At 41.7% G+C, this 14,787-nt stretch carries 9 protein-coding genes; 4 read left to right on the top strand and 5 right to left on the bottom strand.

What is annotated here, in order from left to right:
• Positions 1-34 precede the first annotated feature (34 nt).
• The gene (locus RMZ41_RS19285; RefSeq protein ID WP_322645273.1) at positions 35-700 is read left to right on the top strand and encodes a class I SAM-dependent methyltransferase; all 666 of its coding nucleotides are present in this window, start codon (positions 35-37) and stop codon (positions 698-700) included.
• A gap of 295 nt (positions 701-995) precedes the next feature.
• Here the strand turns inward: RMZ41_RS19285 and RMZ41_RS19290 are convergent, their stop codons facing one another.
• Both RMZ41_RS19290 and RMZ41_RS19295 read right to left on the bottom strand, forming a co-directional pair.
• Positions 996-2,684: a fasciclin domain-containing protein gene (locus RMZ41_RS19290; protein WP_322645274.1), complete on the bottom strand. Its 1,689-nt coding sequence runs from the start codon at positions 2,682-2,684 to the stop codon at positions 996-998.
• A gap of 736 nt (positions 2,685-3,420) precedes the next feature.
• A complete protein-coding gene (locus RMZ41_RS19295; protein ID WP_322645275.1) occupies positions 3,421-6,216 on the bottom strand; it encodes a PAS domain-containing protein in 2,796 nt (931 codons plus the stop codon).
• Positions 6,217-6,604: 388 nt separating this feature from the next.
• On the opposite strand from RMZ41_RS19295, the gene RMZ41_RS19300 reads away from it, so the two are divergent.
• Complete coding sequence (locus RMZ41_RS19300) at positions 6,605-7,786, top strand: serine hydrolase domain-containing protein (protein WP_322645276.1); 1,182 nt, start codon at positions 6,605-6,607, stop codon at positions 7,784-7,786.
• A 209-nt stretch (positions 7,787-7,995) separates the two neighbouring features.
• On the opposite strand, the gene RMZ41_RS19305 is transcribed toward RMZ41_RS19300, so the two are convergent.
• From RMZ41_RS19305 to RMZ41_RS19315, 3 genes are all read right to left on the bottom strand, one after another.
• Positions 7,996-9,204: a NupC/NupG family nucleoside CNT transporter gene (locus tag RMZ41_RS19305; RefSeq protein WP_322645277.1), complete on the bottom strand. Its 1,209-nt coding sequence runs from the start codon at positions 9,202-9,204 to the stop codon at positions 7,996-7,998.
• Between the two features lie 495 nt (positions 9,205-9,699).
• Positions 9,700-10,830 carry a non-hydrolyzing UDP-N-acetylglucosamine 2-epimerase gene (gene wecB / locus RMZ41_RS19310; protein WP_322645278.1) on the bottom strand — a complete coding sequence of 377 codons (1,131 nt, stop codon included), beginning with the start codon at positions 10,828-10,830 and terminating at the stop codon, positions 9,700-9,702.
• Positions 10,831-11,061: 231 nt separating this feature from the next.
• Positions 11,062-11,436, bottom strand: coding sequence for a hypothetical protein (locus RMZ41_RS19315; RefSeq protein WP_322645279.1), 375 nt, complete (start codon positions 11,434-11,436; stop codon positions 11,062-11,064).
• A 729-nt stretch (positions 11,437-12,165) separates the two neighbouring features.
• Between RMZ41_RS19315 and RMZ41_RS19320 the strand changes: the two genes are divergently transcribed.
• Together RMZ41_RS19320 and RMZ41_RS19325 are read left to right on the top strand one after the other, a co-directional pair.
• Positions 12,166-13,449 (top strand): type IV pilus twitching motility protein PilT, encoded by a 1,284-nt coding sequence (locus RMZ41_RS19320; protein ID WP_322645280.1) that lies wholly within the window; start codon positions 12,166-12,168, stop codon positions 13,447-13,449.
• Positions 13,450-13,654: 205 nt separating this feature from the next.
• Positions 13,655-14,422: a circadian clock KaiB family protein gene (locus RMZ41_RS19325; protein ID WP_322645281.1), complete on the top strand. Its 768-nt coding sequence runs from the start codon at positions 13,655-13,657 to the stop codon at positions 14,420-14,422.
• Positions 14,423-14,787 lie beyond the last annotated feature (365 nt).

Here is a 14,787-nt window from a genome sequence, read left to right on the forward strand (position 1 = left end):
ATAGCTGTAGTTTCTTTTAATCCTCCCACCTATCATGCCAAAACAGTCTTTAGGTCTTGATAACCAACTCTACAATTACCTTTTATCCGTTTCGCTGCGAGAACCGGAGATTCTTTTGAAGTTGCGTCAAGAAACTGCCAGTCATCCCAGAAGCACAATGCAGATTTCACCAGAACAAGGGCAGTTTATGAGGCTACTGGTACAGCTAATTGGAGCCAAGAAAACCTTAGAAGTTGGTGTATTTACAGGCTATAGTTCACTCTCAGTTGCCTTAGCGCTTCCTGAAGATGGTAAGATTATCGCTGCTGATGTGAGTGAAGAATTTACTGCGATCGCTCGGCGATATTGGCAGCAAGCTGGAGTTGCCCATAAAATCGATCTGCGACTGGCTCCAGGTTTGGAAACTCTAGATGCGCTTTTGGCATCTGGAGAAGCCGAGACATTTGATTTTGCTTTTATTGATGCGGATAAAGAGAATTATGATGGATATTATGAGCGATCGCTGCAATTAATTCGTCCAGGTGGATTGATTGCTATTGATAATGTTTTATGGTCTGGAAAAGTTGCCGATCCGCAAAATCAAGATGAAAGCACCCAATCAATTCGAGCGCTCAACGAAAAGTTACATCATGATGAACGGGTTACACTTTCCCTTGTCCCGATCGCCGATGGACTGACTTTAGCTATTAAGCGATCTTAGTATAGTTTTATTTCTAATTACTTATAAATTACGCAAACAACACCCGAAACCGTTATTTCTACATAGGGGCAATTCATAAATTGCCCCTACTTCTATCTTCAACTTGTCGCGGCGCTAGCGCTGTAGGAGTGTAAGAGTCATCTACTAACCGACGGTTTGGTGGCACGATGTCCGCCACTCCGCAACTGGGAAAAGTTTTTTAAAATTTGGTAGTGGGTAATGAGCAACCACCATAATTTTTCGATGATTCTTCCCTATGCCCAGTCCCCAATCCCCAGTCCCCAGTCCCTTCTACTTAGAAGTTGTAGCCAAGTCCTAATTGCAGCCCTACGTCAGTTTCATCCATAAAAGCAGCATTTACAGCACCATTTAGCGTAAAGCGAGAACCGAGTGGAACGTCTACACCACCAGTTAGGAGTAATCCAAAATCGGTATCGAGATTCGCTTCAATGGCTACGCCAGCACCTATATAAGGAGCTATAGCGAAGGTTCGTGTACCCACATCAGCAGTTGCGCGAGGAGTAAAATCCAAAGTCAAGGGAACCATAAACAATGTATCATCCCCAAAGATTACTGATGGCCGGACTGAGATATTGCGTGTCAGACCAATTTTGCTGAACACTGAAAAGTTGGTGTCGCCCAAAGCTGTATCGTTACCGCTCAAACCAATGTTACCACCAACCCCGATATAGCTAGGGCCACCAAGAGTAGTTCTACCTGGTCTAACGCTAGGCGTTGTGCCATCTGTATTTCCTGTCGGTGGTTGATTTAACTGACTGATGTTAACATCAGGCGGGACGAGGACTTGGTTAATTGCATGGATAACTCCATTGCTAGCTTTAACGTCTGCCTGGATAACTCTGGCATTATTCACCGAGATTTGATTGCTAGCGCGATCGATTTGAATATTTACAGGTTTTTCTTCAGCAGTATTCAGTTCCCCAGCCGCAAGTTGACTAGAAGTTACTGCACCAGGAACGACATGGTATGTCAAAATTTTAATCAATGCTTGTTTGTTTTCTGGTTGCTGTAACTGCTGTAATGTTGCAGCAGGCAAAGCAGCAAACGCTTGATCGGTAGGAGCGAAAATTGTATAAGGGCCTGGTTGTTGAAGAATATCTGTTAAACCAGCTGTTTTTAATAAAGAAGTCAGAGTTGTCAAAGAATTACTTGATGCCGCAAGAGAAACAATATCGCTACCGGTTTGAGTGCCGCCAGTAGTTCCACCAACAATATACTGACTAGCTGGAAGATTGCTAGCAATGGGTTGTACCCGTCCTTGTCTCGCCAAAGCTTGATACAACAGTGCCGCAGCTTCTGCACGAGTCAGGGGTTGTTGTGGATTGAGTTGTTTGACATCTGGATAATTAACAACAATATTAGATTGTGTTGCACTAGTAACACTGGCAACAGCATAGTCTGGAATATTTGAAGCGTCGGTGTAATAGGTGCTGAGGTCAGTACTGCCTCCAGTGCTGCTAGCAGTCAAACCCAAACCACTTGTTAAAGCAACGATCGCCTGTACTCTAGGTATTTGTTCACCTGGTCTAAATACGTTCCCAGGATAGCCTGCCAGAAATCCTGTTTCGTAGGCGTATTGAATTACAGAACTCGCCCAGTAGCCAGCCGGAACATCTCTAAATCCACCTGCGCTTAATTGCCGAATTCGGTTTTGGCTAGGGAAAGCTTTTTGAATGAGTGCGGCAAATTCAGCCCGAGTTACAGCCTGATTTGGTCTGAAGCTACCATCAGGAAAGCCAGCAATCACACTATTGTCAGCTAGGGCTTGAATGAAGGGACGCGCCCAATAATCTGAGGAGACATCAGATAAGTTAACTGTGGAAGTTGGGGTTGGTGTTGCAGATGGAGCAGTATCTTGAGATGAAGCTGGGGCAGAAATTACGATAGGAGTTATTGTTGCAGCTGTCATTCCTAGAACTATTAAAGCAACCCTTGCTGATGGCCAACGAGAAAAACTAAACATGGAAATACCCCTCTTGAAATACTTAGATTAACTACTGGAAAATACTGGATGCAAGGTTAAAGTAATACAAATATCCAGATGATTGCTTGGTTTGCCTTGATATGGAAGCGTTAACTCTGGAAAATTTAAGTGTTGGACATTATGAGTAGCTGCTCTGACATCTCATCACATTTATCCAAATATTCACCACACATAGTACTAGAATTCCTATTTAATTTTTCAGAAACCGCAGATCGCACTAATAACGATAGGAAATGTTTCTGTGGTATGTGGTATGTTGCAACAATAAAGATGATTAATGCCAGGAGGCGATTTTGTCAGGTTTAAAATCGCAGGCAAGCAATAAGGTTATGGGCTTTTAATAGCCGTCTCTCTATAATTGCCAATGAGGGTTAAAGCCGTCAATCTCAATGTATCATGATATTTCGCAAGATTTCACAAATAAAATTTCTCTAAGTGATATGGTGTATTATTAGTCTTTTGGTAACATTATACAACTAACTAATGGCTGGGGTTTGAGGAAAAACTTTCACTCTTTAGATAGTTGTCCTTGATGGAATAATTTTAAATAATAGACTGCAAATCAGCGATCGCAATTAATATTTTGGTGCAGTCATGCCCCAAATTCTTTTGTAAAAAACAATTTTATGAAAATCTACCCAAGGATAAACTAGGGTTTTTGAATTTCATAGAAGTGTGACATATTTGCACATTTTGAGCTAGTCAGAAGGGTTGCCTATCTCCGCCGTAGCAAATCTGCAATTGAGGTTAGTAATTCAGTTGGTTGTACTGGTTTAGCAATATGTTTCTGAAAACCAGCTGCTAAGACTCGCTCGCGATCGCTTTCTCCAGCGTAAGCTGTAAGAGCGATCGCCGGAATTTCCCCTCCTTCTTCCTTGGGCATCGCTCTCAGCAGCTTAATCAGGTTATAGCCATCCATCTCTGGCATTCCTAAATCACTGATTAATAAATCAGGTACGGTTTTCACTATGAGAGCCAGCGCTTCAGTTCCCGATGCTACAACTGTGGTCAGCACCCCATTTTGTTGGAGCAAGAAGTGCAAAAACCCCCGTGTGTCAGCATCATCATCGACAATCAATATCCGTCTTCCGGCGATGAGTGACGAGTTAAATTCTTTCTCTACTTCCTTTGCTTCCCCTACTACCCGACTCTCCTGCATCACGGGCAGCCTAACAGTAAAAATTGCTCCCTGTCCTATTCCTGGACTAGCCGCTGTGACAGTCCCACCATGCAACTCTACCAGATGACGAACTATTGCCAATCCCAGCCCCAGCCCACCAAATTTTCTGGTTGTGCTGCTATCGGCTTGCCGAAAATATTCGAAGATGTGGGGTAAAAATTCGGGAGAAATACCAAGACCTGTATCTTGAACTTGAATTAGGGCGAAATCAGAACTTACTTCCCCACTCAATGAGAGGCTGACTTCCACTGAACCATTGGCCGGAGTGAACTTGACAGCATTCGAGAGTAAATTTCCTACAACTTGCTGCAAGCGATAATAATCGCCTGACACTTTACCAACATTGGGTTCAACCTGTATTTTTATCTGAATAGATTTGGTTTCTGCTATTAACCGGACTGTTTCTAATGCAGCATTAATTACAGATACCAGGTTAACAGTGGCAAAAGTCAGGCTCAACTTACCACGAATAATTCGGGAGACATCCAGCAACTCATCAATTAATTGAATCTGCAATTGGGCATTTCTTTCGATGGTTTCCAAGGCGCGATTTGTAGTCACGTCATCAAATTTGCTGCTTTTGAGCAGAGATGACCAGCCGAGAATGGGGTTGAGGGGCGATCGCAATTCGTGGGAGAGAACAGCAAGAAATTCATCTTTATTCCGGTTTGCTTGTTTGAGTTCCTCTGCTTGTTGTCTCAGTGCCTTTTCTAATTGCTTCCTCGGGGTTAAATCCAGAATAAAACAGATCCAAGATACCGGATCTTTCTCTACCAAAGCACCACCAATTAGTATAGGAATGCGCGAACCATCTTTGCGGATATATTCTTTTTCAAAAGGATTACATACTCCAACCGTTAAAAGTTGCTCAAGTCCTTGCTCATCAAGAGCGTAATATTCCGGTGGAGTTATCTGTTTTCTGCTTACCTTACCTGCTAATAGTTCCTCTCGCGTATAACCCACCATTTCTAAAAAAGCCTCGTTCGCCTCAGTAATGTAGTCAGGAGTGGCGAACATAATGCCAATAATATTGGAATCAACTAAGCGCCTTAATTGAGTTTCACGCTGGCGCAAATCATTTTCTGCTTGTTTGCGCCCAGTAATATCCTGAGCAGTACCCATCATCCGAACTGGCTTACCCTCGGCATCGTAAAAGACACGACCTTTAGCAGCAATCCAATGAATACTGCCATCAGCCCAAACACTGCGGTATTCAATGTCATACTCAACCTTTTCTTTAAAAGAGCGGCCGATCGCTTCATTGAGGCGTTGATGGTCTTCTGGATGTACACTGTTGATGAAAAGCTCATAGTCGATTTCAACTTCTGGCTTGAATCCAAACAGCTGCTTACATTTCTCTGTCCAAATTAACTCGTTAGTGGTGATATTCCAAAACCACATCCCCAGTTCTGCGGCAGTAGTAGCTAACCGAATCCGTTCTTCACTCTCGCGGAGGTTTGTTTCAATTTGTTGGCGTTCGCGCAGTATAGCTTGCTGTTCGGTAATATCTGTACTAGCACCAACTACTCTAACTACTCGACCATTGGCATCTCGGACAGCAAATCCTTGGTCTTTCACCCACAAGTAGCGGCCATCCTTGTGACGGACTCGATACTCGATACTATAACGGTTCCCATCGGCCATACTAGCCATGAACTCGTCATTAACTCTTTGTTGATCATCAGGGTGAATAAGTTCTTGCCACCACTCGAAGGTAGGTTCAGCTTCTTGTTGTGTGTAGCCAAAAAGCTCAGTTAGACCTTGAGTTCTTTCTACAGTACTTCTTTGAATTTCCCAGTCATAGATTAGGCAATTAACCGCCGCCGCCGCTAGTTCAAACCTTTCATTACTTTGCTGCAAAGAAATTTTTATTTGTTCGTAGCTAGAGTTTTCCTCAAGTTGCGCGTGCTTAGATTCTGTAATATCCGAAAAAGTTGTAACGATCGCGTAGGGAATGCCTTCTGCATTTTGGAACAGAGGTTGTGAAGACAACAATAGCCAGACTAGCTTACCATCTGGCTTATAAAAGCCACACACAACATTTAAACAAGGTTTACCCGTTTTCTGAGCAGCGATCGCAGGGTGAGTCTCACCGAGCAAAGGAGAGCCATCTTCATGAATAAATTTCCACTTGGGATCGAGTAGATTTTGCCCTACAAGCTGTTCTGCGGTTAGTCCTAAAATGCGATCGCTATCTGCATTGCAAGCCTGAATTGTGCCATCAGCCAACAGAAGCACCATTGCCTCTTCTTTTTTGGCTAGCAGCGCATAATTGGCTTTGTTACTAACTTGCCGATGCAGCTGGTTTTGGGACTTTTCCGCGTCTGGCATTTTATCAAGTTAAATAAATTTAAATTTAATGTATAACGTAGGATTCGCGGCTCGTGTTTACCTAAATTTTAGGACAATTTCTTCCAATTTGAGACTTAATATTTTTAGTCAACAGTCTTCTGAAAAGGAACAAGACGAATTTCCAAAGGTTCCTCAGTAGTGAGATGATCTCAACGAGGCCGTACTTGACCTTTTTCCATTACCCAAACAGTGGCTTTAGTTTTGCTTTTAGTTGGCATTTTCATGTTTTTGAGACTTGGTAAATTGAAATTTTGATACTAATCTGGAAATATAGGAATGCTATTTTTATATTCACATGTCTCTTTGATACTCACTAACTAATTTTCTCAGTTGAGCTAGCTTGCTATATTTCTATTTAGGAAGTAAAATGAACCTAAAATTTTTGGCTTTCAGGAAAATTTTATTTGCAATACCCTTTGTGATTTTCCTTAGTTTCGTAGGATATCTAGTGGGTAATAATATTAGTCAGAGACTAATTGAAAAATCTTTTGCTCGCCAAGTCACATCTACCTCTACCGTCGGAAAAAATTCTCAACTACAGACACTTTTAAATGAGATAGTTGCAGAAGAAAAAATACCTGGTGGAGTAATGTATATTTCTACACCTAAAGGTTCTTGGCTAGGAGCATCTGGTGTCAATAACTTGTCAACTAAAACTCGGATGAAACCCACAGATGGCTTTTCCATTGCCAGTATGAGTAAAACTTTTATGGCGGTGGTTGTCCTGAAACTAGTGGAACAAGGGAAGATAGAATTAGATCGGGCGATCGCAACCTACCTACCAAGAGACATCACTCCTCATATTATCAACAGCGACAAAATTACAGTTCGTCAACTGCTCAACCATACTAGTGGTGTTGCTGAATATCTAGATACAAAAGAGTTTATTCGAGCTACTGCAAAAAGAAACCGTTCACAGCCTTGGACAGCCAGAGAAGCTATTCAGTATATGTACCAAGAACAACCCCAGGCAGATCCTGGAGAAAAATTTATTTATACTGATTGCAACTACATTCTTTTGGAACTGATTGTTGAAAATATAACTAGGGAAACTCTCGCACAAGCAATCCGCACTCAGATTTTAAAACCATTAGGATTAAAACATACCTTCACGGAATTGCGCGAACCGACAATTGAAGAAGTAGCTACAGGTTATGGCGATCGCAATAAGGATGGTAAGCTAGATAGCTATGCAGAAGTCAATGATGGCAATGGTTTAGGCGATGGTGGATTAGTTTCAACAGCAGAGGATTTAGCTAAGTTCGCCAAAGCATTATTTGTCAAAAAAAGCTTACTTTCCTCGAAGATGATGAAAGAAATGCTGAAATTTAAAGATAATGGCAAAAGCTATAGTTATGGGTTAGGTGTAGAAAGATTTTCATCTCCTTTGGAAACAGCAATTGGACATAGTGGTATAGCTTATGGCTTCACAACATTGCTGGCATATCTCCCCAATCAAAATACCACTATAGTAGTGCTGCTAAACGCTCAGGGTGTTGATATTAAATCAATAGCTAGGACAGGTTTAGAGGTCGTCAGTAATAAATGATATAGCTTTTCCTAATCAAATGAGCTACATCAGAGCAAGCTCCTCGCTTGCGGGGAGGGGGTTGGGGGTGGGGTTCTTGTATCTCACCAGACCGGGAAACGCTATATCAATATTAAAGCTATGGCAAAAGCCAATACCATTTTGTGAAATGGTATGACTTCTGTTAGCTGTAGCAGGGCATTTCGTCCATTCTGACTCCTGAATTCTTTTCAAATCACCATCCCAGCAATACAAGCGGTAATAAAACCTGCTAATAAACCGCCAATCATTGACCTTACACCCATACGAGCTAAATCATGCTGACGATTAGGTGCTATCCCAGTAATGCCGCCAATAGTAATGCCAATTGAACCTATATTTGCAAAATTACATAAGGCGTAAGTTGCAATAATTACTGCCCGTTGTGAAATTTTACCACTTTCAATTAGTGCCTTCAAATCTAAAAAAGCAATAAACTCATTGAGAATTGTCTTTGTACCCAATAAAGCCCCAACTTGCCGACAATCAGCCCAAGGTACACCCATCAGCCATGCTACGGGAGCCATAACAAAAGACAAAATCCACTGTAATGACAGTTGTTGTAAACCTACAAATGCTCCCAACCATCCCAGCAGTGCATTTAAAGCAGCCAATAATCCCAAAAAAGCGATAATCATCACTCCAACATTAACTGCTAACTTCACACCGTCAATGGCTCCAGTAGTAGCAGCATCAATTACATTTACATAATTAGTTTCTACATTTGCCTTTACCTTTCCAACCGTCTCTGATACTTCTGTTTCTGGATAGAGTAATTTTGATACTACCAACGCTGTCGGGGCAGTCATAAAAAAAGCAGCAATTAAGTGTTCTGCTGGTATCCCAAAGGAAAGATATGCTCCTAGTACTCCACCCGCAATTGTGGCAAAACCACCCGTCATCACAGCATGAAGTTCTGATTGCGTCATCTTCGCTATGTATGGTTTAACCATCAGCGCCGACTCTGTTGGCCCTAAAAAAATGTTACCTGCACAAGATAAAGATTCAGAACCAGATGTTTTCAGCGTTTTTATCATTACCCACGCCATCACATTTACTACTCGCTGCAAAATGCCGTAGTAGTATAAGACGCTGATGAAAGCAGAGAAAAAGATAATTGTCGGTAGCACTTGGAAGGCAAAGAAATGATCCTTAAAGTTTTCTCCAAAGACAAATTTGGCACCAACATCAGAAAATGCTAAAAAGTTGCTGACAAAATCTCCCAAAAATTTAAACACATTCAAACCCCAAGGAGTTCTAAGAATCACCAGCGCCAATGCAAATTCTAATCCTAAACCCCACGCTACTATGCGCCAACGTACCGCTTGACGATTAACCGAGAAGGCGTAGGATATACCGATAAAAACTAAAATTCCTAACGCAGAGATGGCGCGTTCCATATTTACTCCCAAAAAGGTATCACTAAGGCACTTGGCCACAAAGCATACACAAAAATACGCCTTGTTTATGGCTTTGTAGTTAATTACCCAAAGAAGGCAGGGGGCAGGGGGCAGGGGAGTAGGGGCGGGGGAAAAGGGAAAGAAAAAACCTTTAACCTTTTCCCCAAATCCAATTCCGAGTTAAAAATGCTTTACCCTAGCAGTATTGGGAATTATTCCCTGTCTCAAAAGGGTTTAGAGCAAGTAAATTTATTTCCTATAGCAACAGTCAAGGTGGTTAGGACATCAACAGATGATGAAACTTAGACACAAAAAGACTTTTCACCCAGTCCCCAGTCCCCAATCCCTTGCTATAGCGTCTCTAAGAGTTGCCATGCCAAAGGCTTTATGTAACCAGTGGGGATCTGAATCCCCGACTGATTGTATTCTGACTACTGAATTCTTCTTCAAGTACCCTAAAAAACAAAAATTTTGCAAGAGGGTTAATCTAAGTTCCTAAGTTAATGTTTCTGATGAAAGACCCAAGTAATTTTGCACAATCTGCAAAATGCGTTCTGCTGCATGACCATCTCCAAAGGGATTAATTGCATTTGCCATTGCCTCATAAGCATCTCGATCGCTCAGTAACTCAGCAGCAGCAGCAAAAATGTTCTCACTCATAGTTCCTACAAGTTTGGCTGTACCGGCTGTAACAGCCTCTGGCCTTTCGGTGGTGTCTCTCAAAACCAGTACTGGTTTACCCAAACTGGGGGCTTCTTCTTGCAATCCACCAGAATCAGTAAGCAAAAGATGCGATCGCCCAATTGCTCCCACCAATTCGCCATAATCTAGAGGTTCTGTCAAGAAAATTCGGGGATGATTGCCTAAAAGTTCTTGTAACGGAACTCGCACTGTCGGATTACGGTGTAAGGGTAGCAGTAAAGCTGTATCAGGGAACTTGTCTAATATTTGTAAAAAGCCTTGAGCGATCGCTTCGAGAGGTTCTCCCCAATTCTCCCGCCGATGAACCGTTGCTAACAAAACGCGATACGAATCCCAGTCTAAGCCTGGTATATTACAAACAGCTTGGGTTGCAGCTACATTCAACAGCGCATCAATAACCGTGTTACCCGTCATGTGAATTTCACCCAAAACACCAGAACGGTGCAAATTTTCCACAGCCCAAGGAGTCGGCGCAAAGTGCAACTGAGTAATTTGAGAAATCAAGCGCCGATTAGCTTCTTCTGGGTAAGGATTGAAAATATCATCAGTTCTTAAACCTGCTTCTACGTGACCAATAGGAATTTTTTGATAAAAAGCTGCCAAAGCTGCGGCAAAAGCCGTTGTAGTATCTCCCTGCACCACCACTAAATCTGGCTTTTTCTCTTTAAATAACGCTTCTAGCCCTTGTAAACTGCGGCAGGTAATATCATTTAGAGACTGCTGAATCTGCATAATTTCCAAGTTATAACCTGCCTTGATGTTGAACAGCTGCATAACTTGCTCAACCATCTCTCGATGCTGTCCCGTTAGAATTACTTGCGACTCAAAACTTGAAGACTTCTGGAAAACCTGAATCACTGGAGCAAGTTTAATCGCTTCGGGACGAGTACCCAAGATAATGCAAACCCGTTTTTGATTAGTCATTTGTCATTAGTCATCTGTGATTTGCCAATGGTAATAGTCAATGGTCTATGGCAAATAGTCAATAGTTGGCTGTTAATTATCACATAAATCATATAAAAAGCATAAAAAAACCCGGCTGAATCGGGTAGATGTACTGGTTATCGAAATTAACTGTAATCACATTACAAAAAAGCATGAAAAAACCCGGCTTAACCGGGCAGACGCACTGTTTGTCGTATTGACCTGTAATGACTAAATTTTAATCTCACAAGTTAAAGGGCAAGCAGCATAAACAGTAGCCTGCATTTGGTCTGCCTCTCCATGCAGCCAGCTTAACCATTTGACTTCATTGGGATGAATTCCTTTCATAGTTAGCACACCCGCAGCCAATAAAACTGCCATGACATTAAACATGATTAGAGCGCCTGCTACAAGCAAAACAGCACTAACAGGCATCACAGATTGCAAAACGATCGACAACAGACATCCAACCGTAGCCATCAAGACAACTAATGGAAAACCAACAACCAACAAGCACACTGCTAATGTAAAAGTCCATATTAAAAAGCTTTTAATCATCAACAAGGAGTAGGTCTTTCCTTGATTAGAGCTTTGAGCAGAAACCATGACTTTTCCTCCCAAAAATACACAACAAATTTTAATTTTCAGTTAGATCCCGCCTTTCGCGAGTTAACTGATTTCGTTTCTCAGTGAAATTCAGTATATAAAAACTAATGAGGAAAATGAGCATTTATTTACTAAAGTTTACAGTCAATTTTTTGTAATTGTGGATGAAAAGTCAAGTTTATATCTATTAAAATAACTTCCTTTTTGCATCTACCTTCAGGTATATAACCCAAAAGCTATCAGCTTTTAATCTTGATCCCCAGATATCGCTTCTATTCAACTTAACATTTCTTATAAAAAAGAACAGTATTTCTCATAATTTATAAATGGGCTGAATAAATGAAGAGTCAGTATTTGTGCTGTTAATTGCTGGTAATTCATACCTACACCTGAAATAAATTTCTCATGTAAGGGCTGAGAATATTTATGTTTTGTCAAAAGTATTGTAAAGCACCAACTAATCCCTGTGCTTTTGCTGAGGCGTTTTGAGCCATTGAGTGTGTTAAACCAGTTTAGATAAGTTAAATAATTTTTCTAAATATTCTGATTAGTGGAATCTGAGGAAAAAAGATACCAGTTGAGGTGGATGAAATAGATTAACCGTGGTTCTATTTCAATCGTCTCCCATCATCACCAAGGCTTGCAATGCAAGCATTCTCCAAAAGTCATCGAAGTAAGTGACTTAACTTTTCGCTAATTCAACTTTTTAACTGCCAAACGTAAAGATATATGACAGAATCACAGTCTCCATCAAATTCTAACTCTGTTACCGAACGTAACCTGCCCCCAGCGCCTCCAATGCCGCCACCTCCGCCAACCTTTAGCACGCAGAGGCAGATGACACAAACATTGGATATGTCAATGGAGAGGAGTACTAACGCTCCTGTTGCAGGTCATCGTCCAGTTAGTCCACCGCCAATACCTAGTTCAGTTGCCCCTAAAAACACCAATGCGGGGCCCACTTTAGAGAAGTTAATCAGAGAAGCTTACGATCAGGGATATTCTGACTTGCACTTGGGTGTAGGTGAAGTACCCCGCTTCCGCAGCCGAGGAGAAATTCAATCATGGGATTATCCAGAAGCAGATAAAGAAGCTTTTATGAATTGGTTGCGAGAGGTGATGACTGAGGCGGAAATTCAGCGCTTTGAAGAACACTTAGAATTTGACGGAGCAACTCAATATGACTTTGCTCGCGTGCGGATTAATGTTTTCGGCACTCTTAAAGGGCCTGCGATGGTCTTACGGTTGATTCCGTTGAAAATCTTAACTATGGAACAGTTGAGATTACCCCCAGTTTTTCGGGATATTTGCCATCACCACAAAGGTTTAATTTTAGTAACTGGGCCCACTGGTTCTGGTAAGTCCACTACAATGGCGGCGATGGTTGACTACATCAATAAGGAGATGGCCAAGCATATCATCACCATTGAAGACCCGATAGAATTTATCCATCAAAGCCGCAAGTCTTTAGTCAAACAACGGGAAGTGGGAATGCATACCCGGAAATTTGACAATGCTTTGAAAGCAGCTTTGCGGGAAGATCCAGATTTGATTCTAGTTGGGGAAATGCGCGATAAGGAAACAGTCAACACCGCCCTAAAAGCCGCTCAGACTGGTCACTTAGTTATGGGAACCCTACACACCAATAGCGCAGTTAAAACCATTGAGCGGATTCTTAACCTCTACTCTGGTGACGAACAAGATGCAATGCGGGTAGCAATTTCTGAGTCTTTGGTAGCAGTAATTGCTCAAGGTTTGTGCCGCACAACTGACGGGAAGCGGGCAGCTTTCCACGATGTGCTGATCAATACTGAGGCGATTAAAGAATGGATCAAAGATGGTAAATATGATGAAATTGGCGAGTTGATGAAACAAGCTAGCTTTGACGGCATGGTTACGATGAATCAGTCGTTGCTCAATCTCTATCAAGACGGTCGCATTACTGAAGAAACTGCTTTGGAAATGTCACCAACTCCTAACGAAATGGCACAGTTTCTCCGAGGTCGAGTTTAAGATTTGGGAATTGGGAATTGGTCAATGTTAGTAATCAGTAATTATTTTATTATCCCTCATCCCCCTCATTTCCACCCAGTCCCCAATCCCCAGTCCCCAGTCCCCAATCCCCAGTCCCCAATCCCAAATATCTTTGCGATCCTGGTTGCAGTTATAGCTAAGGTAAAAGGTAAAAGAGAGAATTTTTTACTTTTAGCTAGCCTTTGTGAATAACTTGACGACTAACAAACTATCTACACCCCAGTTGTTTAAAGGCATTGCCCTATTTACACCTGGAGGAGATTTAATTTACTGCATCGACCCTAGCAAGCAGGGTCGATGGCATTTGCATTTGTGTTCGGCTTTGCAAGAAATTCTAGATTTACCAGAGCCACCGCACTTTTTAGTGCCTTGTTATACTGCGACTATTGATCATTGGTTAGATCCGCGCACTCAACAAGTACGAACTTTCGCTGAAGCTTATCCGGCTGTAATTAGACATCAAGCTTTACTTAATGCCATTTTTGGCACAGGGGAGTTAGTATGGCAAGCAGCGCCTTGGCAAGATGGGTTGTGCGATCGTATGGTATTAACAACTTATCGTTCATCATTCCCGCAGCTTTGGGAAGATCACGATTTAATTGTCCGCCTAGACCTTTCTGAACCTGTACCAAAATACCACCAGCCAGTAATAGTACAAAAAAAGGAAGTAATTACACAAGGCTATGTTCTGCGCTTGTTTGTAGCAGGACATAGCAGTACTACCGAACGCATTCTGCAAAATTTACATGAATTGTTGGAGCGATCGCTCGGACATCCTTATACTCTAAAAGTTATTGATGTTTTAAGTCATCCAGAACAAGCAGAACTAAACCAGGTTTCTGCAACTCCTACCCTTGTCAAAGTTTGGCCTCACCCAATTCGGCGAATTGTTGGAGAGTTGGATCATGTAGAAAAGATTTTACACATGTTAGCTACTAAGGAAAAATTTTAAGTTTTATAACTAATTGAAGGTTAAAAGTGAAATACAGAGTTTTGATAGATGGCAATTGTTTTCGCTAGAAATCAAAAAAAGTCTGTAATAACCTTATAGAGCATAAACCGCTTTGCAATCAGACTAGTTTTTTGTACCAAGTGCGCGAATGGGTAGGTGTTGATGAAGGGATAGCTACAAAAATAGCTGAATTGCCCTGTATGCAAAGACTTAATGACTGTAGAATCTTAAAACCATCCGCGCACCTTGTATGGACTGGCTTTCAGCTATTTTCATTTGGTACAATTGCCACTCCTCATGTTATGATCTCTCTATTCGCGCTATTGAACCTTGAAAACCAAATAATAGGAAGCTTTCAGATGCCT

Origin of the sequence: Nostoc sp. DedVER02, assembly GCF_034530675.2 — a bacterium.
In the GTDB taxonomy this organism is placed as follows: domain Bacteria; phylum Cyanobacteriota; class Cyanobacteriia; order Cyanobacteriales; family Nostocaceae; genus Nostoc.

Coding starts and splice junctions, on each gene's coding strand:
- RMZ41_RS19285 (WP_322645273.1), top strand. CDS start 35: ATGCCAAAACAGTCTTTAGGTCTTGATAACCAACTCTACAATTACCTT.
- RMZ41_RS19290 (WP_322645274.1), bottom strand. CDS start 2,684: ATGTTTAGTTTTTCTCGTTGGCCATCAGCAAGGGTTGCTTTAATAGTT.
- RMZ41_RS19295 (WP_322645275.1), bottom strand. CDS start 6,216: ATGCCAGACGCGGAAAAGTCCCAAAACCAGCTGCATCGGCAAGTTAGT.
- RMZ41_RS19300 (WP_322645276.1), top strand. CDS start 6,605: ATGAACCTAAAATTTTTGGCTTTCAGGAAAATTTTATTTGCAATACCC.
- RMZ41_RS19305 (WP_322645277.1), bottom strand. CDS start 9,204: ATGGAACGCGCCATCTCTGCGTTAGGAATTTTAGTTTTTATCGGTATA.
- wecB (WP_322645278.1), bottom strand. CDS start 10,830: ATGACTAATCAAAAACGGGTTTGCATTATCTTGGGTACTCGTCCCGAA.
- RMZ41_RS19315 (WP_322645279.1), bottom strand. CDS start 11,436: ATGGTTTCTGCTCAAAGCTCTAATCAAGGAAAGACCTACTCCTTGTTG.
- RMZ41_RS19320 (WP_322645280.1), top strand. CDS start 12,166: ATGACAGAATCACAGTCTCCATCAAATTCTAACTCTGTTACCGAACGT.